The organism is Nocardia sp. NPDC058058, from assembly GCF_042885355.1.
Taxonomy (GTDB): domain Bacteria; phylum Actinomycetota; class Actinomycetes; order Mycobacteriales; family Mycobacteriaceae; genus Nocardia.
In genome coordinates this window covers 818,101-837,351 of record NZ_JBHVSA010000003.1, presented here as the reverse complement: position 1 = coordinate 837,351, position 19,251 = coordinate 818,101, and the positions used below count along the sequence as shown (strand labels likewise).

Genomic DNA, 19,251 nt, shown 5'->3' with positions numbered 1-19,251 from the left:
CGGGGGCAAAGGATGATGACCGGGTTACCACGAACCCAACGCAGCAATAGGAACGGGAAACCGAGTCGTACCGGCGGCTCGCATCTACGGATCGTTTCCTCCGAAGGTGGCGCTTCCGAACGTCATTCGGTAGCGGATGCGCATGGACATACCATCGGGGTGCGAGTTCCGGCTGAAGCGTCGCAGCTCATCATGCTGCGGGCGCTCGCCGAAACCGTATGCCTGACCGCTGATTTCGATGTCAGCATGGTGACCGATATTCGGGTCGCCCTCGATGAGGTGGCTACCGCGCTGGTTTCGCATCGCGTGCCGGGAACCGAACTCAGTTGTGAGTTCACCTATGACGAACTATCGATCGAAGTACGCATCAACTCGGTGGCGGAAACCGATGCCGCGTTCCGGGTCGCGAGCATGGGATGGCATTTGCTCCAAGCCATCACTGATGACCTGAATACCGATGTGGGTCCCTTCGACCACCGCGCATCCGGCTACCCGACACAGGTGCGATTCACGCGCAGCCGGGACTGGCTGCCCATACTTCCCGATTGATCCGGGTCCGATAGGGCGATAATCGGAGAGTGACCGAACCGTTGGATTTGACCGCCGCCGGGACCGCTCCCGGCGATGACGCGGGAACGAATCCACCCACGGCGGGAAGCTTCCGATTCTGGTTCGCCACCCGGCGCTGGGAATGGTCACCCGAGGTGTATCGGATGCACGGATACACGCCCGGCGAGATCGAACCGACCACCGATTTGCTGCTGGCCCACAAACATCCCGACGATCGCGAACACGTCGCGGACGCGATCGCACGATCGATCGATCAGGGGATTCCATTCTCGAGCCGCCATCGATTCATCGACACCAGCGGCGGCGAGCACACCGTCATGGTGGTCGCGGATTACATTGTCGCCGATGACGGCACGCCGGTCGGATCGGCCGGTTACTACATCGATCTCGGTGAGACCCGCGCGGCGTTCGAACGCGAAACGCTCGACGCGACCCTGCCCGATCTGCTCGAAGCCCGCGCCGAAATCGAACAGGCCAAAGGGGTGCTCATGCGCATGTATCGCATCAGCGCCGACCACGCGTTCAAGGTGCTGATGTGGCGGTCGCAGGAAACCAACACCAAATTGCGACTGCTGGCGACACAACTGCTCGCCGAACTGTCCATGGTGCCCGAAGCGCCGCCGTCGACGGCCGCGGTGTTCGATCACATCCTGCTGACCATGCACACTCGGATTCCCGATTCCAGCGCTGCTAAGTCGGCACCGGCTCACTGAGCACCTCGCTGCGCAACATCGCCAGGGTGCGGGTCAGCACGCGTGAGACCTGCATTTGCGAAATACCGAGCCGGGCAGCGATCTCACTCTGGGTCATCATGCCGAAGTAGCGCCACACCAGGATTTGCCGCTCCCGCTCCGGCAGTGCGGCGAGCAATGGACCGACCGACATCGCGTTCTCGAGCAGTTCGTAACTCGGCTCGAGCCGACCCAATTGCGCGGCCAGCGAATACGCGCTCGAGGATTCGTCGTCATCGGGAGCGGTGTCCAGGGACTGGGTGGTGTAGCAATTAGCCGCGATCAAGGCCAGGGTGACCTCGCTCAGCTCGACATCCAATTCGGCGGCGAGCTCACGGGCGGTCGGCATCCGGCCCAGCCGCTGGGCCAGGATTTCGGTGGCCGGTCCGATACGGACATGAACCTCCTTGACCGTGCGGCTGACTCGCACCGCCCACGTCCGATCGCGAAAATGCCTGCGCACCTCGCCCATGATGGTCGGCACCGCATAGCCGAGGAAGGTCGCGCCGTGCCGCGGATCGAAACCGTCCACGGCCTTGATCAATCCGACCCGAGCGGTTTGCAGCAGATCGTCGTACTCCTGACCGCGCCCGGTGAAGCGACGGGCGATGTGCTCGGCCAGCGGCAATGCGCGGCACAGAATGTCCTCGCGGACCCTGGTGCGGCGGGCGTCCTCGGGAGCGAGTTCGGACAGGGTCTCGAACAATGGCTCCAGATTGTCGTAACTGTCGCGGCGCGAACCGGGTGGACCGGTGGACGCCGGGGAATGAGTGGCAGAAATCGACGCGGCCATAACGGTCTCCTGCGTCAGAGGTCGCCGCGCAGGCACACTTCTGGACCGACTCGACCCTTTCAGTATGCCCCCATCGGCCTGGTCCGAACCCACCGGGCTAGGTGGAACACTTCCCCGTTCCCGCATCCTGCGCGCCATTGATCGATGCCTGCTGCTGTTCGGGAGTGAATACCGACCAATCCGCGGTGGTGGGATAGGCGGCGATGGCATCCGCTACCGCCTTGTCGACCCCGGGCTGACCGGATTGGTCCCGGGTCTGTTGGAGCTTGGGCAGCAGGTCCTCGCAGACCTTGCGGCGTAGCGCCGACGGTGAGATCGCGGAAGGAACCGAGACCGATCGGGAATTCTTCGGCGGAATGATCACATCCGAAGTGCCGGAAGCGGATTCACCCGCCGGTGTGGTGTTCGAGGTCGACGGGAAGCCGGGACCGTCGGTACCGTCACAGGCCGGGACGGCCACCGCGACAAAGCCGAGCAAGAGTGCGATCACACTGCGCCGCATGATATTTCGCCTTCGGTATGAGAACGGCCGTCTGCCGGCCTGCGCTCGCTATACCCCGGAGTCGGCGACTTACGCGGCCTGACGCGCGCCGCGCCGTGACGGTTTACCCCGCGTCAACGGTGGTATCGCCCGAGCGATCGGCTGTATTCGAAGACGAAGGAGCACACGTGGACCACAGGCCCGGTACGGCGGACGAACGCGGGGAGCGGCTCTCGGTCTTCGATCGATTCGCCACCAAAGCCAGCGAATTCGCCTCCCGCGCAGGATTCTTCGTCTTCTGCGTGGTGCTGGTCGTGGTGTGGGTGCCCTCCATCGTGGTCCTGCCGAGCGTGGACACCTGGCAGCTGGTGATCAATACCGCGACGACGATCATCACATTCCTGCTGGTGGCGCTGTTGCAGAACACCCAGAGCCGCAGCGATGCCGCACTACAGCAGAAGCTCAATGCCATCGCCGACGCGCTCGCGGACTTCATGGGTGAGCTCAGCACCGAATATCCCGAACTCCAGCGGCACCGCGCCGAACTCGCCGACGCCGTCGGCCTCGAACGCCGCGAGGGTTCGCGGCATCAGGACAAATGATGATCGCTCGGCACTCCCGCACCTCGGTCCGGTTATGAACGACGAAGGGCAGCACAACGATTGGGTCGGTCAGCCGCGCTCGGACGACCCCGCGCCCATCTCGGCGGCGGAGAAGGACGCCGCCGCGCTGGCCAGCGACCAGCATCCGCTGGGTACGCCGGGGCGTCGTTTCGATCGGCGATCGCCGTTCATGACCGGACTGCACGCCGCGGCGGGAGTATTGGTCACCGTGGCCGCGGTGCAGATCGTGCTCGCGGCGCATCAGGCATTGCTGCTCGTGGTGGCCGCGTTGTTCCTGGCCATCGGAATGGAACCGGCGGTGTCGTGGCTGGTGCGTCATGGCCTGCGGCGAGCATTCGCGGTGACCTTGATATTCGCGCTGGTGCTCGCCGGATTGGCCGGATTCCTGTGGGCGGCGATCACACCGTTGATCGATCAGGGCCAGGCGCTGGTGCATCACGCACCCGATACGCTGCGCCATCTCGAGGATCGTTATCCGGTGATCCACAATGTTTCCGATCGATTCCACCTCGACCAGAAGGTGCAGCAGGGCACCGGCGCTGACCTGGAGAAACTGTCGCAGGGACTACTCGGTGCGGGCAAGGTGGTCTTCGGGGCGGTGACCGGCACCGTCATCGTCGCGGTGCTCACGGCGTACTTCTCGGCCAACTTTCCCGCATTGCGCGCCAACCTGTATCGCCTGTTCCCGCACGAGCGCCGCCCCCGCGCGATCCTGATCGGCGACGCGATCTTCGCCAAGGTCGGCGGATACGTCCTGGGAAATCTCTTGATCTCGGTGATCACCGGAGTACTGACCTTCATCTGGCTGTCGGTGTTCGGGGTGCCATTCCCCTTGGTGCTCGCGGTGCTCGTGGCCGTCCTGGATCTGATCCCCCTGATCGGTTCGACCCTCGCCGGAATCGCGATAGCCCTTGTCGCACTGACGGTTTCACTCCCCGTCTGCATTGCGACGGTGGCATTCTTCCTGGTGCTGCGCGCCGTCGAGGACTATCTGCTGGTGCCCCGCATCATGGGACGCACCGTCCAGGTACCCGCGGTCGTCACCGTCGTGGCGGTACTGATCGGCGGCTCGGTCCTGGGCGTCCTCGGCGCACTACTCGCCATCCCGATCGCCGCGAGCGTACTGCTGCTGGTCGAGGAATTGCTCATCCCTCGACTGGATAAGCCCAAGGTCGAACTGACCAAGCAATCCGCTTGATTCACAACCGATTTCCGCCACGCTGCCACCACGGATGCACGACCCAGGCCACGATGAACAGCAGTCCGAAGCACACCCCGGCCGCACTCGCCCAGACCGCACCCGCCACGGTATCGAAGATCAAGATGGCGACCCCGGTCAGCGCTATGCCCAGCAGTCCGAGCCCGGCCAGGGCATAGCGGTGCGCCGTCACCACCACACTGCCGATCCGATGCCGCCGGAACAGCACTCGATGCGCGGCCACCGGGGCGATCAGGCAGACCGTCGCCGCGATCGATGTCGCCGCGATCAGCAGGTACAGCAACTTCATAGCATGCGACAACTCGGCGAAGCGGGCTTGGAACGGCAGGGTCAGCAACAACCCGGTCAGCAACTGAACACCGGTCTGCACGACCCGCAATTCCTGCATCAAACTGTTCCAATTGCGGTCCAGCCGTTCGACTTCGGTCTCATTGCGACCATCCCCGGCCTGCGCACCGGCCGACGGGATATCGGACATGGCGAACCTCCTCACACCCCAGCCGGATACCCGCGCCGCGGTCAGGCAATCCGGGAGCGCAGGCGGGTTTGCGGGTCGATGGCGTGGGTATGGCGGTCAGATACGGCTCAGCTCAGGAGGGACATCATGCCCAAGGAATGGACCGGGAAGCAGGAACGTCAGTACGAGCACATCAGGGATTCCGCGGAAGATAGAGGGGAGAAGCCCGAGCGTGCCGAGGAGATCGCGGCTCGCACGGTCAATAAGAATCGGGCTCGGGCGGGGCAGACGAAGACCGCTAGCCGGACGTCGTTGCAGGGAAAGTCGCCGCAGGAACGTGGTGGGCAGCGGTCCGGGCGCAACGGGCCCAAAGGACTGACGCGGGATCAGCTCTATAACGAGGCTCGGCAGCGAAATATCAAGGGGCGCTCCACAATGACGAAGGCGCAGCTGGCGAAGGCGCTGGGTAAGGGCTGAGGTTCGGTCAGAATCGGGTGGACATCCCCACGCAGCTGGCATCGGCGCGGCGGCGCACCATATCGGCCGTGGTCCGGTAGCGGGTGTACAGCAGGTCCTGGTCCTGATCGGCGGCTCGCTCGCTGAACGGGGCATCCCACAGTCGCGCGGCGCAGGTGCGCGCCACCTGCGCGAAGTGCGGGGGCCAGCACAGTTCGCGGACCGCGCGCACGAGACCGGTGTCGGCGTCGACGAGGACCACGCGCAACAGCAGCTCGCTCGGCTCGTCGTCGATCGCGATACCGCCCGGATGCTCCGCACGATGCGGTGTGTACGGGAAGTCCGACCAATCGATGCCCTGATCGAAGCGGAACGCCACCAGCGCCAGATGCGGGCTGTTCACCCACGCGAAGTCCGCGCGGCCGGACTCGATCGCGGTGATCTCGGCCCGCTCGGGTGCGGCCAGCACGACCAGTAGTTCGCCACCGCGACCGTCCGCGTCGAGGCGCAATTGCGCCGACTCGGTCCAGCCGGAACGGCTCGATCCATACAGATCCCCGACCTGGGCGCATGGAGCGGGCGCATCGATGACACTGTTACTGGGCATGGCGGCTACGTTCCCGATTTGGGTGGATTCAAACGTTCCGGCCCGAATCCATGAGTTCTTTGCCAAGTTCCGGATTGCCGATAGGGTGACCTGCCAGTGGGATTCAGGATCCGCGCGGTGTGGTCGCGGCGATTTCGAACCAGGGGCAATGAGTTGAGCAGCCAAGCGCCAGAGCTGACCGTGCACACCCGCATCGAGCAAGCGGCGATCGTCGTGGCCGTGGCGGGCGAGGTCGATATGGTGTCGGCGCCAATACTTTTGACAGCCATCAGCGATGCGCTGGCTACCGATCAATCCAGGATTGTGGTGGACCTGTCCGAGGTGGGATTCTTCGGCTCGGCCGGGCTCAGCGTGCTCGTGCGGGTCGCCGAGGCCGCCGTCGGAAAGGAACTTCGGATAGTCGTTTCCGAGGCGGCGCGACGGCCCATCGAGCTGACCGGGATCAATGAGCTGCTCGACCTCTACGGCACCACCGCGCAGGCGCTGAACGCCTAGCGCTACTCGATTCCGGTCAGCCCACGTGGATGCCAACGACACAGGTGTCGTCGTCGGTGTCGGCGTCGCTGACATCGAGCAGATAGTCCAGACGGTCGTCCAGACTCCCGGTGAATTCCGCCGAGATCGTGAGCAGGTGGGCGACACACTCATCCAGGCGACGGTCCCGGCGCTCGATCAGACCGTCGGTGTAGAGCAGCAGCGTGTCATCGGATTCGAGTTGGAGTTCGCCCTCCTCGTAGGCGGCGTCGGTCGCGGCCCCCAGGATCATGCCTTTGAGCGGATGCAAGCTCGATGCGACGCCGTCGCGAATCAGCACCGGCGGCAGATGACCCGCACGCGCCCAGCGCAATACCCGGGTGCTCGGATCGTAGAGACCGCAGAGGGTGGTGGCGAAGATCCGGTCGGTCAGGTGATGCGCCACCAGATTCAGCCAGGTCAGCATTTGACCCGGGCCCGCACCTGTGGCGGCCAGGCCGCGTAAAGCATTGCGCAGCACGACCATTCCCGTCGCGGCGGTAATACCGTGACCGGCGATATCGCCGACCGAGAGCAGAATCTCCTTGGACGGCAACACAATCGCGTCGTACCAGTCACCGCCGACCAGATGATCCTGCTCGGTCGGGCGATAGCGCACCGCGATACTCAGCCCCGAGGACTCGGTCGAGGGTTGCGAGTCCGGCATGATCGCCTGCTGTAGCTGGCGCGCCAACCGGCTTTGCGCCGCGGCCTGCTCCTCGGTGTGGGTGAGCCGGTCCCGGGTGGCCGAGAGCGCGATCTCGGTCCAGTGCTGCGCCGAAACATCCTGGTAGACACCGCGAATGAGTAGCAGGTGCCCGGCGGTGTCCAGCACCGGTTCGGCGATGACCCGAATGTGTCGGGTGACACCGTCGGATCGCACCAGCCGAAATGCCGTCGACGCCGGACGGCGATACCGCAGCAGGGTGCGCAGGAACTGGCGCACCGCATCGGAATCGGCCTCCTGGACATGGCCGGGCAGCTGCGCGAGCGGGATCGGATGCGCGGTCGGCTCCAGTCCGTACAGTGCGAAAAGCTGTGCGCTCCAGGTGATCTCGCCGTTGGAGATGCTCTCCTCGAAGCCACCGACCCGGCCCAGCCGCTGGGCGTGCTGGAGCAGGGTCGCCAGTCGCGCCGCCTCATCCTCGACTCGCCACACCATGAGCACCGCATCACCGTGCCGGGCCATGCTCAACGCGGCCGACACCGTCAGCGGGACCTGATCGACCAATTCGGTCAGCATCATGCGGTCCGCGCGGTAGCTCTCACCGGTGGCGTAGACGTGCTCGATGCGTTCGAACAACCGGCCTTCGGAGGCCGCCATCGGATACGCCTCGAGCAGCAGCGCACCGCTGATCAATCCGCGCGGTCGGCCCGCGGGATCCAGAAAACACGAATTGACATGGTGGATACGGAAATCGGTGAGCGCGCCGCCGACCAGATGCGGCACCAATACCAGTGCCGGATCGAACAAGCCGTCCGCCAAGCGCACCAGATCGGCGACATCGGGACGGTACGCCGTCGGTGTCGCGATCAGATCCGATTCCAGGGTGTGCGCGCATAGCTCGGCCAGCGCCTCGAACTGCCGCCGCACCCGGGTCGGCTGCGGCTCGATCGGATGCGGCCAGCACACCTCGAGCACACCCAGCAGCTTGCCGCCCGCGCCCACCGGAATCGCCGCGCGCGCACCGGTTCTGTCACCGATCGACGGCAGGCCGTCGGGGTCCAGGCTCTCGTTCCACAGCGCGGTGCGATCCACCAGCGCCTGCCTGGCCAGGGTCGCCACACCCGGCGGGACATAGCGCCAGCGCTCGGCTTCGTACGGAGCGATCCCGGCGAAACCCACCAGCGAGAGCGATGCGTCGGTGCCCGCGGACCAGATCGCCACCGCGGTGCCGCCCAGCGGCGCGACCGCGTGCTCGAGCACCGATTCGGCTACCCGCTGGGTCTCGCTCGCCGCGAGCAATCCGCTCTCGGCGGTGCGCAATCGCACGGCGGCCGCGGCCTCCTCCGGGGCGGCGGTGCGCCGCAGGAACTGGCCCACCGCCGCGCTGACCCGATCGCGCGCGGCCTGGTTGACCAGATCGGCGGCCAATTCCAGCTGGCTGATACCCGCCTGTTCGGACAGGATGTCCAACTGCAACGCGGCTTGGGTTGGGCCGCAACGCAATCGCTCGATCAGCACGCCCTTGGCCATCTCGATCAGCGCCCGCCCATCCGCGGTGGCCTGCGCATGGCGGACCTCATTGCGCAGGCGTTCCACGGTCGCCGCGAGCCGGGTGAACATGGGCCGCGCCTGATCGTCCGGAACGATCGGTTCCTCTCCCGGTTCCTCTCCGGGGTCGTGAGTATCGGACATCAGGCGCCGAGCCAGTGCTGAATACAACCGAGCAGCGCATCCGCGTCGACCGGTTTGGTGACATAGTCATTGGCGCCCGAGGCCAGGCTCTTATCGCGGTCCCCGAGCATCGCCTTGGCGGTCACCGCGATGATCGGCAGCGACGCGTACTGCGGCATCTCGCGGATGGTGGCGGTGGCGGTGTACCCGTCCATCTCGGGCATCATCACATCCATCAGCACCAAATCCGTCTCCGGATGAGCCAGTAGCTTGTCGATGCCTTCGCGGCCGTTCTCCGCGTGCAGCACGCTCATACCGTGCAGTTCGAGAATGCTGCTGAGCGCGAACAGGTTTCGAGCGTCATCGTCGACGATCAGCACCGTGCGACCGGCCAGCTCACCGTTCGGTTGCGGCGGTGCGCTGGTGGCCACTCCCCCGCGCCGCACCAGCGGCAGCACATCACCCGGCGCTTCGGCGGTGATGTGCAGGGCGATCCGCTCGCGCAGTTCGTCGAGACTGGTCAGCAATTCCAGGGGGCGGCGGGCGATGTGGTCCTGCATGCGCCGTTCCTGATCGGGATCCAGTCGGCGGTTGTGCGCCAGCACCGGAATGCTGCGCAGCGCGGAATCACCGTCCATGCGCTCGAGGAACAGTAGGGCCGCGTTATCGGGCATATCGAGTTCCAGCACCACGCAGTGGAAAGTCTGCGAGGCCAGGGCAGCGGCCGTCTCCTCCACGCCGATCGCGCTCACGACCTGGACCGGGCCGCGCGGATCATTGCTGTCGGCCAGATCCGCAACCGCGCTCTGCGCGACCAGCGACAGCAGGCCCTGCGCGCGCTCTTCCACCACCAGCAGTCGGCGCGGCTGCCCGCTCGCCGAGCTCGGCGTCACCGGACGATGGTCCTGGCGCTGGGTGTCCTCCTGCTCGGGGTAGGGCAACTCCAGGAAGTCCGGGCGGGCCACCGGCAGATAGAGGGTGAACGTACTGCCCTGTCCCAGTGCGCTTTCCGCGGTGATGACGCCGCCGAGCAGGTACGCGATCTCGCGGCTGATCGACAGGCCCAGACCGGTGCCGCCGTATTTGCGGCTGGTGGTGCCGTCGGCCTGCTGGAACGCGCCGAAGATCGACTCCAGCTGATGCGCGGCGATACCGATGCCGGTGTCGATGACGCGGAACGCGATGGCCGGACCGTGCCTGCGCACCGCGGCGGGCAGCTCGCGCTGCTCCGGCGGCTCGAGACGCAATTCGACCGCACCGGTCTCGGTGAATTTCACCGCATTGGACAGCAGATTGCCCAGCACCTGGCGCAGACGCGAATCATCGGTCAGCATTTCCAGCGGCAGATTCGGTGCGCTGGTGATCTGGAAGCCCAGATTCTTCTGCGTCGTCATCGGCCGGAAGGTGGCCTCGACATAGTCGAGCAGTTTGCGCAGCGGCACCTGCTCGGGGCTGATATCCATCTTGCCCGCCTCGACCTTGGACAGATCGAGGATGTCATTGATCAGCTGGAGTAGATCCGATCCCGCCGAATGAATGATGCCCGCGTACTCGACCTGTTTGGGGGTGAGATTGCGGGTCGGGTTCTGGGCAAGCAGCTGGGCCAGAATCAGCAGGCTGTTCAGCGGTGTGCGCAGCTCATGGCTCATATTCGCCAGGAACTCCGACTTGTACTTCGACGCCAGCGCCAGCTGCTGGGCGCGCGTCTCGAGCTCTTGCCGGGCCTGCTCGATTTCGAGGTTCTTCGCCTCGATATCGCGGTTCTGCATGGCCAGCAGCGCGGCCTTGTCCTCCATTTCGGCATTGGAGCTCTGCAACTCCTCCTGCCGGACCTGCAATTCCTGTGAACGGGCCTGCAATTCGATGGTCAGGCGCTGCGATTCGGCCAGCAGATCATCGGTGCGGGCATTGGCGATAATCGTATTGACGTTCACGCCAACGGTTTCCATCAACTGATCCAGGAAATCGCGATGGGTGCGGGTGAAATGGTGCAGCGACGCCAGCTCGATCACGCCGAGGACCTGATCCTCCACCCCGATCGGCAGCACCAGCAGGTTCACCGGTGCGGTCTGACCCAGGCCGGAGGAAATGGTGACGTAGTCGCCGGGCACATCATCCACCGCGATGGTGCGGCGGCTGCGCGCGGCCTGACCGACCAGCGATTGACCGAACGCGAAACGTGTTGCGGCACCGGGCTCGTCGGGACTGCCGTAGGAGCTGATCAATTCCAGCTCGGACTGCTCGGGAGTGTCATCGGCCAGATAGAACGCGCCGAATTGCGCCGAGACCAGCGGGGCCAGCTCATCCATGATCAGCTCGGCCACCACGTTCAGATCACGCTGACCCTGCATGAGACCCGAGATGCGCGCCAGGTTGGTCTTGAGCCAGTCCTGATCCTGATTGGCCTTGGTGGTCTCGCGCAGCGACTCCACCATCGAGTTGATGTTGTCCTTGAGCTCGGCGACCTCGCCGGAAGCCTCGACCGTGATCGAGCGGGTCAGGTCGCCCTCGGCGACGGCGCTGGTGACCTCGGCGATGGCGCGGACCTGACGGGTGAGGTTGCCCGCGAGCTCATTCACGTTCTCGGTCAAGCGTTTCCAGGTGCCCGAGACGCCCTCGACCTCGGCCTGGCCACCCAGGCGGCCCTGCGAACCGACCTCGCGCGCGACGCGGGTGACTTCGGCGGCGAACGCGGACAGCTGATCGACCATCGTGTTGATGGTGGTCTTGAGTTCGAGGATCTCGCCGCGCGCGTCGACGTCGATCTTGCGGGTGAGATCGCCCTGCGCGACCGCGGTGGTCACCTGCGCGATATTGCGGACCTGGTTTGTGAGGTTGTTGGCCATGGAATTGACGTTGTCGGTCAAGTCCTTCCACGTGCCCGCGACATTCGAGACGCGGGCCTGGCCGCCGAGCATGCCCTCGGTGCCGACCTCGCGGGCCACGCGGGTGACCTCATCGGCGAACGCGGACAGGGTGTCGACCATCGTATTGATCACGCCCGCGAGGGCGGCGACCTCGCCCTTGGCCTCGACGGTGATCTTCTGGCTCAGGTCACCGCGGGCGACCGCGGTGGCGACCTGTGCGATCGAGCGCACCTGACTGGTCAGGTTGGAGGCCATGACATTGACGTTGTCGGTCAAGTCCTTCCACGTGCCCGAGGCTCCGCGCACGGTCGCCTGACCACCGAGATTGCCTTCGGTACCGACCTCGCGGGCCACGCGGGTGACCTCATCGGCGAACGCGGAAAGCTGATCGACCATCGTATTGATGGTGTTCTTGAGCTCGAGAATCTCACCGCGCGCATCGACGCGGATCTTCTGGGTCAGGTCGCCGCCGGCGACGGCCGTGGAGATCTGCGCGATCGAGCGCACCTGCGCGGTGAGATTGCCCGCCATGAAGTTCACCGAGTCGGTGAGGTCGCGCCAGGTGCCCGAAACACCCTTCACATCGGCCTGACCACCCAGAATGCCTTCGGTGCCAACTTCCCTCGACACACGCGTGACCTCGTCGGCGAACGAGGACAGCTGATCGACCATCGTATTGATGGTGTTCTTCAGCTCCTGGATCTCACCGCGCGCGCTGACCGTGATCTTCTGACTCAGATCGCCGCCCGCGACCGCCGTGGTCACCTGGGCGATATTGCGGACCTGCGCGGTCAGGTTTCCGGCCATGAAGTTCACCGAATCGGTGAGATCACGCCATACACCGCCGACACCGGGCACCTCGGCCTGACCGCCCAGCTGGCCTTCCGAACCCACCTCGCGAGCCACGCGTGTGACCTCGTCCGCGAACGACGAGAGCTGATCGACCATCGTATTGACGGTGTTCTTGAGCTCGAGAATCTCACCGCGCGCGTCGACGTCGATCTTCTGCGACAGATCGCCCTGCGCCACAGCGGTCGCCACCTGGGCGATATCGCGCACCTGACTGGTCAGGTTGCCCGCCATGGCATTCACCGAATCGGTGAGGTCCTTCCAGGTGCCGGACACCCCCGGCACCTCGGCCTGACCACCCAGGCGGCCATCGGTACCGACCTCGCGCGCCACACGCGTCACCTCGGAGGTGAACAGCGACAGCTGATCCACCATGCCGTTGAAGACGTTCGCGATCTCCCCGAGCAGACCATCGGCATCGGTCGGCAGCCGCGTCCCGAAATCACCATCGCGCACCGCCGTCAAACCGGCCAGCAATCTGCGCAATTCGACCTGATCCGGACTCGAGGCGGCCTGTTTCGCCGACCCCCGTGGGGTATCCGTCATTTCCATCCTCGTTCCGCTCGGCCGAACCGCGTCGCAACACCCTTGGGCTAGAGCGGTGACGGGCGATGAGTTGCAGGATAAGGACAACCACCAGCGGCTGACTCTACGGCCCTTGACATTCATCTGTGAATCCATTGGCGCACAGGCAATCCGTGCCAAACGATCTTGGTGCGGGTTCAGACCAGTAGGACGCGGCGGCCGCGGGTGTGGCCGGATTGGCTATCCGCGTGTGCCGCTGCGGCTTCGGTGAGCGGGTAGGAGCGGTCGACCGGGATGCGGAGGCGGCCGCGGGTGATGAGGTCGACGGCTTCGGCGAGGGCTTCGGGCATGCTGCCGCCGACGCCGGCGAATCGGATGCCGAGCATGGATGCTTCGAGGTCGGCGATGGTGATGATCTTGTTCGGGTCTCCGGTCAGGTCCAGGAGTCCGGGCAGGACGCCCGCACCGCTGAGGTCGAGTGCGGCATCGACTCGGCCCAGTTCGCGTACGCGGTCGACCCAGCCCGGGCCGTAGGTGGTGGGGAGCGCGCCGAGTTCGCGCAGGTAATCCTGGTTCGCGGGGCTCGCCGTGCCGATCACGGTGATGCCGCGGTCGCGGGCGATCTGCAATACCGCCGACCCGACTCCGCCTGCCGCACCGCTGACCAGCAGGGTTTGGCCGGGCTGCACGCCGACGAGGCCGATGATGCGCAGTGCGGTCTCGACGACCGAGGGGTATCCGGCGGCCTCGGCGAACGTCAGATCGCCGGGCAGTTTCGCCCAGGACGAGAGCACCGCGAACTCGGCGTAGGTGCTGGAGCCGCGGCCGAACACATGATCCCCGACCTCGATACCTGTTGCGCCGGGGCCGATTTCATCGACGACACCGGCGGCGTCCTGCCCTAGACCGGCGGGCAGTCGCAGCGGGCGGATTCGCTCGAACTGGCCCTCGCGGACTCGCCAATCGTGCGGATTCACCCCCGCCGCCCGCACCGCGATTCTTATCTGACCCGGGCCGGGATGCGGCTCGGGCGTCTCTGTCAGTTCCAGTACCTCCGGGCCGCCGAACTCGGCGAAGCGCACAGCTCTCATATTTCGAAACTAACCCTAACGGTTAGTGTTTTGCAACGGATAGTTTTTGGTATCGGTTTCGTGTTCATATCTGCTAGCATCCGCACTATGACCGCGCCCACCGGCCGCAGGGAGCGCAAAAAGGCCGCGACCCGCCAGAACATCGCCGACACCGCCCTGCGACTGTTCCTCGAACGCGGCTACGACGCGGTCGGCATCCGCGACGTCGCCACCGAAGCCGATATCGCCGTCACCACGCTCTTCGCGCACTTCCCCTCGAAAGAGGCCCTGGTCTTCGCCCACGACACCGACTTCGAACACCGCCTCACCAGCGCGGTCACCGACCGATCGCCCGACGAACCCCTGATCCCCCTGCTGCGCAACGAGATTCAAGCCATGGTCGCGCACTGCACCGCCGAGGGAGCCGCGCCGATCTATCGCATGATCGACCAATCCCCCACCCTGCGGCAGTACGAGCAATCAATGCGCCTGCGCCACGCCGATTCCCTCGCAACCGCCATCGCCGCCACCCTCGGCAACCCACCCGACCCCACCCCCTGCCGGGCAATCGCCAGATTCGTCATCGACGCCTACTCCCTCGGCCGCGATTCATCCACCCCCGAGGCCACGGTGAACGAAGTCTTCCGAATGATCGAAGCCGCCTGGGCCGTCGGATCAACCGGCGCGACGAAAATCTGACGGTCACCCTCACCGAATGGCGGACGGTGGCAACAGATCCCAGTCAGTCGATGCGCCCCCGCGCATCGGTAGATCAAGCGGCCGACGAACGTGGCCGACAGCGGTGCAAGAAAACAGGCGTACCACATGCACGGACTGACCCAGGCGAGGGTGAGCAGTGACACCTCGTAGATCAAGGTGTGGTGGCGACGCCATACCGACCACAGCAGGAAGAACGCGAGGATGAACGCCTATGAACGAGGCCCGCTCGTGCCATCAGAGTCTTGCCTGGTTAATATTCACCGAGACCGCAGTTGACGGCCACCGAATTCCGCTGGCGCACAGCGCGTCACGACCGCTCGCCTCGACCACACGCACATGCCGGGCGGTCACTTTTCGTCGAGAGGTTGGAGAACCGATGCGAGCGCATGTTCATCGTCATGAAGCCCGATGAGTACCCCAGTCATGGCCTTCACTCCAGGATCACGGACGATGACGCCGTCACTGCACCAAAAGTACGACCCGCCCATGCATTCTCCGGTCTCCGACCAGCGCGTCAAAAGCCTTTGGACCTCAGCCACTGTGAACATCGTTGCGCTCCACCGTGAGCCATCGGGCAACCGCACCTCGATGTCGACGTTCTCCAGCAATTCAGGATTCTCGTTCGCGCCGATAATGAAGGTGACATCGAACGATGTCGTCTGGACACAATAGAAGGTTCCGTCGAAACTGTGTGACAGTACCGATGTAGAGCTGGGCATAGTTACACGGTACGGGCGAACGCACGCTCATGGCTCCCCTTGATGGCAAGCCGTCGGTGGCGGGTGCGGCCCTACTTTTGCGTACGGCTAGCGCGTCCTCCCAAACACTGCACACCGCAGCGGGATCGGGGATCCGGCCCCGATCGGTGGCCACGCGAGCTGTCGGTCAAACCAGGCGAAACCGGCGGCCAGCGGGCAGTGCCGACACGTGTATCGGCGGGCGCGGGTTGATGCGATGCGGTGAGAAGCGACGCCAGGGCATTGGTCGACCGTCGCTCGGACGGTGCACCGAACCGCCGCGGAACAGGCACCGGCAGTGGAAGATTCGCCGCCAGCGCAGGCACCCACGCGTACTCCTTGATCAGCAGCTCATCCGCCGACTCCGTCGCCCACGGCAGCGAACAGCCAAATCCGCACCGAGCCGCCACAACTGGTTGTCCCACCCCCGCGCACCGAGCCGAATCGGATGCTCAGCCAGATCAGGATGCTGCTCACGCAAAAGATCCCGCACCAACTCCGCGGTGACTTCGATATCGGAGTGCGTCATGCTCACCAACGGTAGCCCGGATCGCCCCGGGGAATCAGCCACGGCCAGTTGAACTTCGGGCCGCACGCGTTCGAATCGTGCCCCGAGTTCGCACCGGAAGGTCATGATGAAACGCGTAATGTACGCGATCGTGTTGGACGGTGACCGATGAGCGCATTGAATGAGCCGTGGCGACCCATCCGTGTCAAGCTCACTCCTGAGCAGCTCGAGGAACGCCGCCTCCAGGCCGAAAGGGCGATTGGTCGGCCACTGCGTTCGTTGCGGGGTCGGGTGGGGGATTCCCACACCTACGGTGGGTAGGAACCGGCGCCGGTGGTTCTTACCCTGAGGTGATGACACAGCCGACGTCAGCCGCGGGCTGGTATCCCAATGGCACCGTGTTGCGGTGGTGGGATGGGTTTCGGTGGACTGAGCACACTCAGCCGATACCGGTGAGAACGACAGCGACACAGCAGGCTTCGGTTGATCCGCGACTGCTCGATGAGCGGAATTTTGTTTTTCGGCACAAGGCCGAGCTGGTCGAGCATCATGAGTGGACCATTACCGACCGGCATGGGGTTCTGATCGGGGCGTTGGTGCCGATCGGGGCGAGGACGCTCGAGCGGCTGGCCGGGGGGACGGTTGAACTCCGCGATGAGCGGGGGGCGCTGATTCATACGATCACCGATGGTGTGGTCCGGTTCAAGACGGTTCATCGCATCGCGGGGCTGGGCAAAGTCACCGAAGGCTGGTCGGCCAGAACCAAATTCACCCTCAGCTCGGAGGATGAGCGGGTGCTCGCGACGATCGAATGCGCGGACAAGTGGTCGAAGCGCTTCATCATCCGCGATCCAGAGGATCAGCAGATCGGCCGGATCGACTACGAGGTCGTACCGCTGAACCGTCACGTGATCGATCGCTACGAGATGTGGGTGCACCTGGATCACCCACTCACCCAACCTCTTGCCGGTCTGGTTCTCGCGGCGATACCCCGGACCTATCGCGACATCCGCCGACGGTCCATGCTGAGCTGATCGGAACCGTCGCAAGGAGCAGGTGATTCGATCAGGCACCCGGTTGATGGGTGCCATCCGCGATCGCCAGCGCGCGTTCGAGCATGCGGGTCACCTCGTCCGCTCGATCGTCGAAGTCGTCCCAGAGTGAGCCGACATCGTTGAGGCGCTGATGATCTCGATGGCGGGCGGCTACACCGGCGGCGAAGGTGTCTTCCAGTTCGATGGGTTCGGACACCGGCGGAGCGGACGGGCGGTCGCGGACCGGGACGGTGGCGCGGGTGCGGTAGACCGGGAGCGGGCCGGTCAGGTGTGCGGCGACGATAGTAGCGATCGAGGTGGCCGACAGTGGGCGCAGCCAGGTGGTCAGGTTGTCGTCCATGGCGGTGTAGCCGCGGGCGTCGAAGCTGGTGAACAGGGGCAGGTTCGCGTGCGCCGGGTCGAATCCGTCCGTGGGCAGGGTGTTTCGGCTGAGGTGATGCTCGAGCAGGCCACGACCGGCCGGGTGGGGGGCCAGGCGCACGACGTCGGTCCAGCGGCGCAGGATGGCGACCGGGCAGGTGTCGGGATCGCCGGTCACGGCGAGGGATGCCAGGCCGTCGGCGATGATCGCGTGGTCGTCGGCGAGGGTCAGATCGCCTTGGACGAGGTCTGCGATCTGCGTATACGTGAGGCCGGCCGCGGACAGCGTCAGCAGGGCGGCATTGCGGCGGCCGAATAGGCCGCGGGTCCAGCCTCGGGTGGGCAGTTGGCGCACAATCGAATTCACGCGCGCGGCGATTCGCTCGCCTCGCTCGGACCGGAGTTCGTTGAGCGCGGTCCGCAGCGTCGCCGCGCGCCCGGGGGCGGGCAGGTCGGCGACCAGGTGCGCCTGATTGATCGCTGTCAGGCGGGTGCGGTGCGTGGCACGGCTGCCGGGATGATCGTCGAGGAACGCGGCAACCGTTAGCGGCGACGCGGGGAGCGGCGCGTGATCGGTGGCAGCGCACCAGCGCGCGAACAGGACCCACGGGCGCTGGTAGCGCGTCGGGAGACCCAGGGGCGGTCGGCGATCCACGCTCGGATACTCGGGCGAGACGCCGCGTTGGGGCGCGACTGGGTCGCTTACCCGCTCGGGTGGATGTCGATGATCGGCCGGACGTCGGGTGCTTGCCCAAACGAAGTGGGGTGCGCTGTTCGGCTCGTGCATGGGCATCTCGGCGGTGACACCGGGCACGAGTTCGGTGCGTGGATGTCGGATGCGCGTGCCGAACAGGTCTATGGCGGACGGATCGAGAGCTGCCGCGATGGCGCGTTGGTTCACGATGCGAGTGATGGAACCTGCTGTGAGAGAGCTATTTTCGTACGGCAGGCCATTGCGTACCGCGCGGAACAGCGGAGCGTCCGGGGTCGGGGCGGATGGGCGCGGATCATCGCAGATGTGTTGTTCGAGATCATCGGTTGCGGTGTGGATGAGCCTGATCACCGCTGTCGCGCCGTCGTCGGCGGCGTTCTCGCGCATCGCTTCCCAATTCGCGATCGTCCCGTTGTCGGCCTCCGAGCGGGCCGTGTGCAGGGTCTGCTGGACGGCACTGTCGTAGGTGATGATCACCGCGAGCCATCGCAGGTACGCGCACCATGGGCACAGGTGAGCTGATTCAGGCCTGGATAGGTACGTGTATTCGATACTGCCGCTATCGGGTTGACCGAGCCGCACCGCCAGCCGCTCCCCCGCGCCGACCGGCGCGACATCATGCAAGGCCAGCCGCGCGAGCTCATCGCGATGCAATCCACCGCCGAATCCCATGGTCAGCAGCGCGATATCGCGCCGCGCGGTGACCTGCGCGATCCAACCTCGCGCTCGGGCTTGGATATCGGTGACCAGGATCTCGAGATGGGCACGGGTCAACGGCTCCGGTGCCCGGGCCGGGCCGGTCTCACCGGTGCGCCGACCACGAATCTTGCGCATTGCCTCGACAATCAGCGGATCGATCCCTGGATGCGGATATCCCGCGCTCATATGCCGCTCACCGATCGCCGCCAACCAGACGGTGAATGTCCCACCCCGATACCGGTATTCCGCACCCGCGCGTTCCCGCGCCGCCTCGGTCAGATACTTCGCCACCGTCGCAGGGTCGGCAGGAAATGCGCAGTGCCCGTTCGCCGCACACCAGCTTTCGAACCGACGCCACGCA

Annotated in this window: 17 protein-coding genes; 8 read left to right on the top strand and 9 right to left on the bottom strand. The window is 65.3% G+C overall.

Going from position 1 to position 19,251, the window contains the following annotated elements:
- Positions 1-159: 159 nt before the first annotated feature.
- Together ACFVUS_RS27415 and ACFVUS_RS27410 are read left to right on the top strand one after the other, a co-directional pair.
- Positions 160-549, top strand: a complete 390-nt coding sequence (locus ACFVUS_RS27415) for an ATP-binding protein (RefSeq protein ID WP_387772357.1) — start codon at positions 160-162, stop codon at positions 547-549.
- A gap of 29 nt (positions 550-578) precedes the next feature.
- On the top strand, positions 579-1,283 hold the full coding sequence (locus tag ACFVUS_RS27410; protein ID WP_387772355.1) for a PAS and ANTAR domain-containing protein: 705 nt from the start codon (positions 579-581) through the stop codon (positions 1,281-1,283).
- Here the strand turns inward: ACFVUS_RS27410 and ACFVUS_RS27405 are convergent.
- A complete protein-coding gene (locus ACFVUS_RS27405; protein ID WP_387772352.1) occupies positions 1,261-2,094 on the bottom strand; it encodes a SigB/SigF/SigG family RNA polymerase sigma factor in 834 nt (277 codons plus the stop codon). The genes ACFVUS_RS27410 and ACFVUS_RS27405 overlap by 23 nt on opposite strands.
- A 97-nt stretch (positions 2,095-2,191) precedes the next feature.
- Positions 2,192-2,596 (bottom strand): hypothetical protein, encoded by a 405-nt coding sequence (locus ACFVUS_RS27400; RefSeq protein ID WP_387772349.1) that lies wholly within the window; start codon positions 2,594-2,596, stop codon positions 2,192-2,194.
- 167 nt (positions 2,597-2,763) lie between these two features.
- Between ACFVUS_RS27400 and ACFVUS_RS27395 the strand changes: the two genes are divergently transcribed.
- Both ACFVUS_RS27395 and ACFVUS_RS27390 read left to right on the top strand, forming a co-directional pair.
- Positions 2,764-3,177: a low affinity iron permease family protein gene (locus ACFVUS_RS27395; protein ID WP_387772346.1), complete on the top strand. Its 414-nt coding sequence runs from the start codon at positions 2,764-2,766 to the stop codon at positions 3,175-3,177.
- A gap of 34 nt (positions 3,178-3,211) precedes the next feature.
- Positions 3,212-4,396, top strand: a complete 1,185-nt coding sequence (locus ACFVUS_RS27390) for an AI-2E family transporter (protein WP_387772343.1) — start codon at positions 3,212-3,214, stop codon at positions 4,394-4,396.
- Between the two features lies 1 nt (position 4,397).
- On the opposite strand, the gene ACFVUS_RS27385 is transcribed toward ACFVUS_RS27390, so the two are convergent.
- Positions 4,398-4,895: a DUF6328 family protein gene (locus ACFVUS_RS27385; protein ID WP_387772340.1), complete on the bottom strand. Its 498-nt coding sequence runs from the start codon at positions 4,893-4,895 to the stop codon at positions 4,398-4,400.
- 126 nt (positions 4,896-5,021) lie between these two features.
- On the opposite strand from ACFVUS_RS27385, the gene ACFVUS_RS27380 reads away from it, so the two are divergent.
- The gene (locus ACFVUS_RS27380) at positions 5,022-5,351 is read left to right on the top strand and encodes a plasmid stabilization protein (RefSeq protein WP_387772337.1); all 330 of its coding nucleotides are present in this window, start codon (positions 5,022-5,024) and stop codon (positions 5,349-5,351) included.
- Positions 5,352-5,358: 7 nt separating this feature from the next.
- On the opposite strand, the gene ACFVUS_RS27375 is transcribed toward ACFVUS_RS27380, so the two are convergent.
- Positions 5,359-5,937, bottom strand: coding sequence for a hypothetical protein (locus ACFVUS_RS27375; protein ID WP_387772334.1), 579 nt, complete (start codon positions 5,935-5,937; stop codon positions 5,359-5,361).
- Between the two features lie 153 nt (positions 5,938-6,090).
- Here ACFVUS_RS27375 and ACFVUS_RS27370 point away from each other — a divergent pair, with 153 nt between their 5' ends.
- Complete coding sequence (locus ACFVUS_RS27370) at positions 6,091-6,432, top strand: STAS domain-containing protein (protein WP_387772331.1); 342 nt, start codon at positions 6,091-6,093, stop codon at positions 6,430-6,432.
- A 16-nt stretch (positions 6,433-6,448) separates the two neighbouring features.
- Here ACFVUS_RS27370 and ACFVUS_RS27365 read toward each other — a convergent pair whose 3' ends face one another.
- The 3 genes from ACFVUS_RS27365 to ACFVUS_RS27355 all read right to left on the bottom strand — a co-directional run bounded on the left by ACFVUS_RS27365 (position 6,449) and on the right by ACFVUS_RS27355 (position 14,120).
- Positions 6,449-8,809, bottom strand: a complete 2,361-nt coding sequence (locus tag ACFVUS_RS27365; protein ID WP_387772328.1) for a SpoIIE family protein phosphatase — start codon at positions 8,807-8,809, stop codon at positions 6,449-6,451.
- On the bottom strand, positions 8,809-13,050 hold the full coding sequence (locus tag ACFVUS_RS27360) for a HAMP domain-containing protein (protein WP_387772325.1): 4,242 nt from the start codon (positions 13,048-13,050) through the stop codon (positions 8,809-8,811). The genes ACFVUS_RS27365 and ACFVUS_RS27360 overlap by 1 nt, the downstream gene beginning before the upstream one ends.
- Before the next feature lie 176 nt (positions 13,051-13,226).
- Positions 13,227-14,120 carry an NADP-dependent oxidoreductase gene (locus ACFVUS_RS27355; RefSeq protein WP_387772322.1) on the bottom strand — a complete coding sequence of 298 codons (894 nt, stop codon included), beginning with the start codon at positions 14,118-14,120 and terminating at the stop codon, positions 13,227-13,229.
- An 87-nt stretch (positions 14,121-14,207) separates the two neighbouring features.
- On the opposite strand from ACFVUS_RS27355, the gene ACFVUS_RS27350 reads away from it, so the two are divergent.
- Positions 14,208-14,798, top strand: a complete 591-nt coding sequence (locus tag ACFVUS_RS27350) for a TetR/AcrR family transcriptional regulator (RefSeq protein ID WP_387772319.1) — start codon at positions 14,208-14,210, stop codon at positions 14,796-14,798.
- A gap of 368 nt (positions 14,799-15,166) precedes the next feature.
- Here ACFVUS_RS27350 and ACFVUS_RS27345 read toward each other — a convergent pair whose 3' ends face one another.
- Positions 15,167-15,538, bottom strand: a complete 372-nt coding sequence (locus tag ACFVUS_RS27345; RefSeq protein WP_387772316.1) for a hypothetical protein — start codon at positions 15,536-15,538, stop codon at positions 15,167-15,169.
- An 879-nt stretch (positions 15,539-16,417) separates the two neighbouring features.
- Here ACFVUS_RS27345 and ACFVUS_RS27340 point away from each other — a divergent pair.
- Positions 16,418-17,098 (top strand): DUF2510 domain-containing protein, encoded by a 681-nt coding sequence (locus ACFVUS_RS27340; protein ID WP_387772313.1) that lies wholly within the window; start codon positions 16,418-16,420, stop codon positions 17,096-17,098.
- A 31-nt stretch (positions 17,099-17,129) separates the two neighbouring features.
- Here the strand turns inward: ACFVUS_RS27340 and ACFVUS_RS27335 are convergent, their stop codons facing one another.
- Entirely contained in the window at positions 17,130-19,181 is a 2,052-nt protein-coding gene (locus tag ACFVUS_RS27335; protein ID WP_387772311.1) for a hypothetical protein, read from the bottom strand.
- Positions 19,182-19,251 lie beyond the last annotated feature (70 nt).

What these genes read in the sequence shown, in the direction of transcription:
- ACFVUS_RS27355 (WP_387772322.1), bottom strand. Translation starts at nt 14,120, where the DNA reads ATGAGAGCTGTGCGCTTCGCCGAGTTCGGCGGCCCGGAGGTACTGGAA.
- ACFVUS_RS27405 (WP_387772352.1), bottom strand. Translation starts at nt 2,094, where the DNA reads ATGGCCGCGTCGATTTCTGCCACTCATTCCCCGGCGTCCACCGGTCCA.
- ACFVUS_RS27400 (WP_387772349.1), bottom strand. Translation starts at nt 2,596, where the DNA reads ATGCGGCGCAGTGTGATCGCACTCTTGCTCGGCTTTGTCGCGGTGGCC.
- ACFVUS_RS27380 (WP_387772337.1), top strand. Translation starts at nt 5,022, where the DNA reads ATGCCCAAGGAATGGACCGGGAAGCAGGAACGTCAGTACGAGCACATC.
- ACFVUS_RS27340 (WP_387772313.1), top strand. Translation starts at nt 16,418, where the DNA reads ATGACACAGCCGACGTCAGCCGCGGGCTGGTATCCCAATGGCACCGTG.
- ACFVUS_RS27390 (WP_387772343.1), top strand. Translation starts at nt 3,212, where the DNA reads ATGAACGACGAAGGGCAGCACAACGATTGGGTCGGTCAGCCGCGCTCG.
- ACFVUS_RS27345 (WP_387772316.1), bottom strand. Translation starts at nt 15,538, where the DNA reads ATGCCCAGCTCTACATCGGTACTGTCACACAGTTTCGACGGAACCTTC.
- ACFVUS_RS27375 (WP_387772334.1), bottom strand. Translation starts at nt 5,937, where the DNA reads ATGCCCAGTAACAGTGTCATCGATGCGCCCGCTCCATGCGCCCAGGTC.
- ACFVUS_RS27360 (WP_387772325.1), bottom strand. Translation starts at nt 13,050, where the DNA reads ATGACGGATACCCCACGGGGGTCGGCGAAACAGGCCGCCTCGAGTCCG.
- ACFVUS_RS27365 (WP_387772328.1), bottom strand. Translation starts at nt 8,809, where the DNA reads ATGTCCGATACTCACGACCCCGGAGAGGAACCGGGAGAGGAACCGATC.
- ACFVUS_RS27385 (WP_387772340.1), bottom strand. Translation starts at nt 4,895, where the DNA reads ATGTCCGATATCCCGTCGGCCGGTGCGCAGGCCGGGGATGGTCGCAAT.
- ACFVUS_RS27350 (WP_387772319.1), top strand. Translation starts at nt 14,208, where the DNA reads ATGACCGCGCCCACCGGCCGCAGGGAGCGCAAAAAGGCCGCGACCCGC.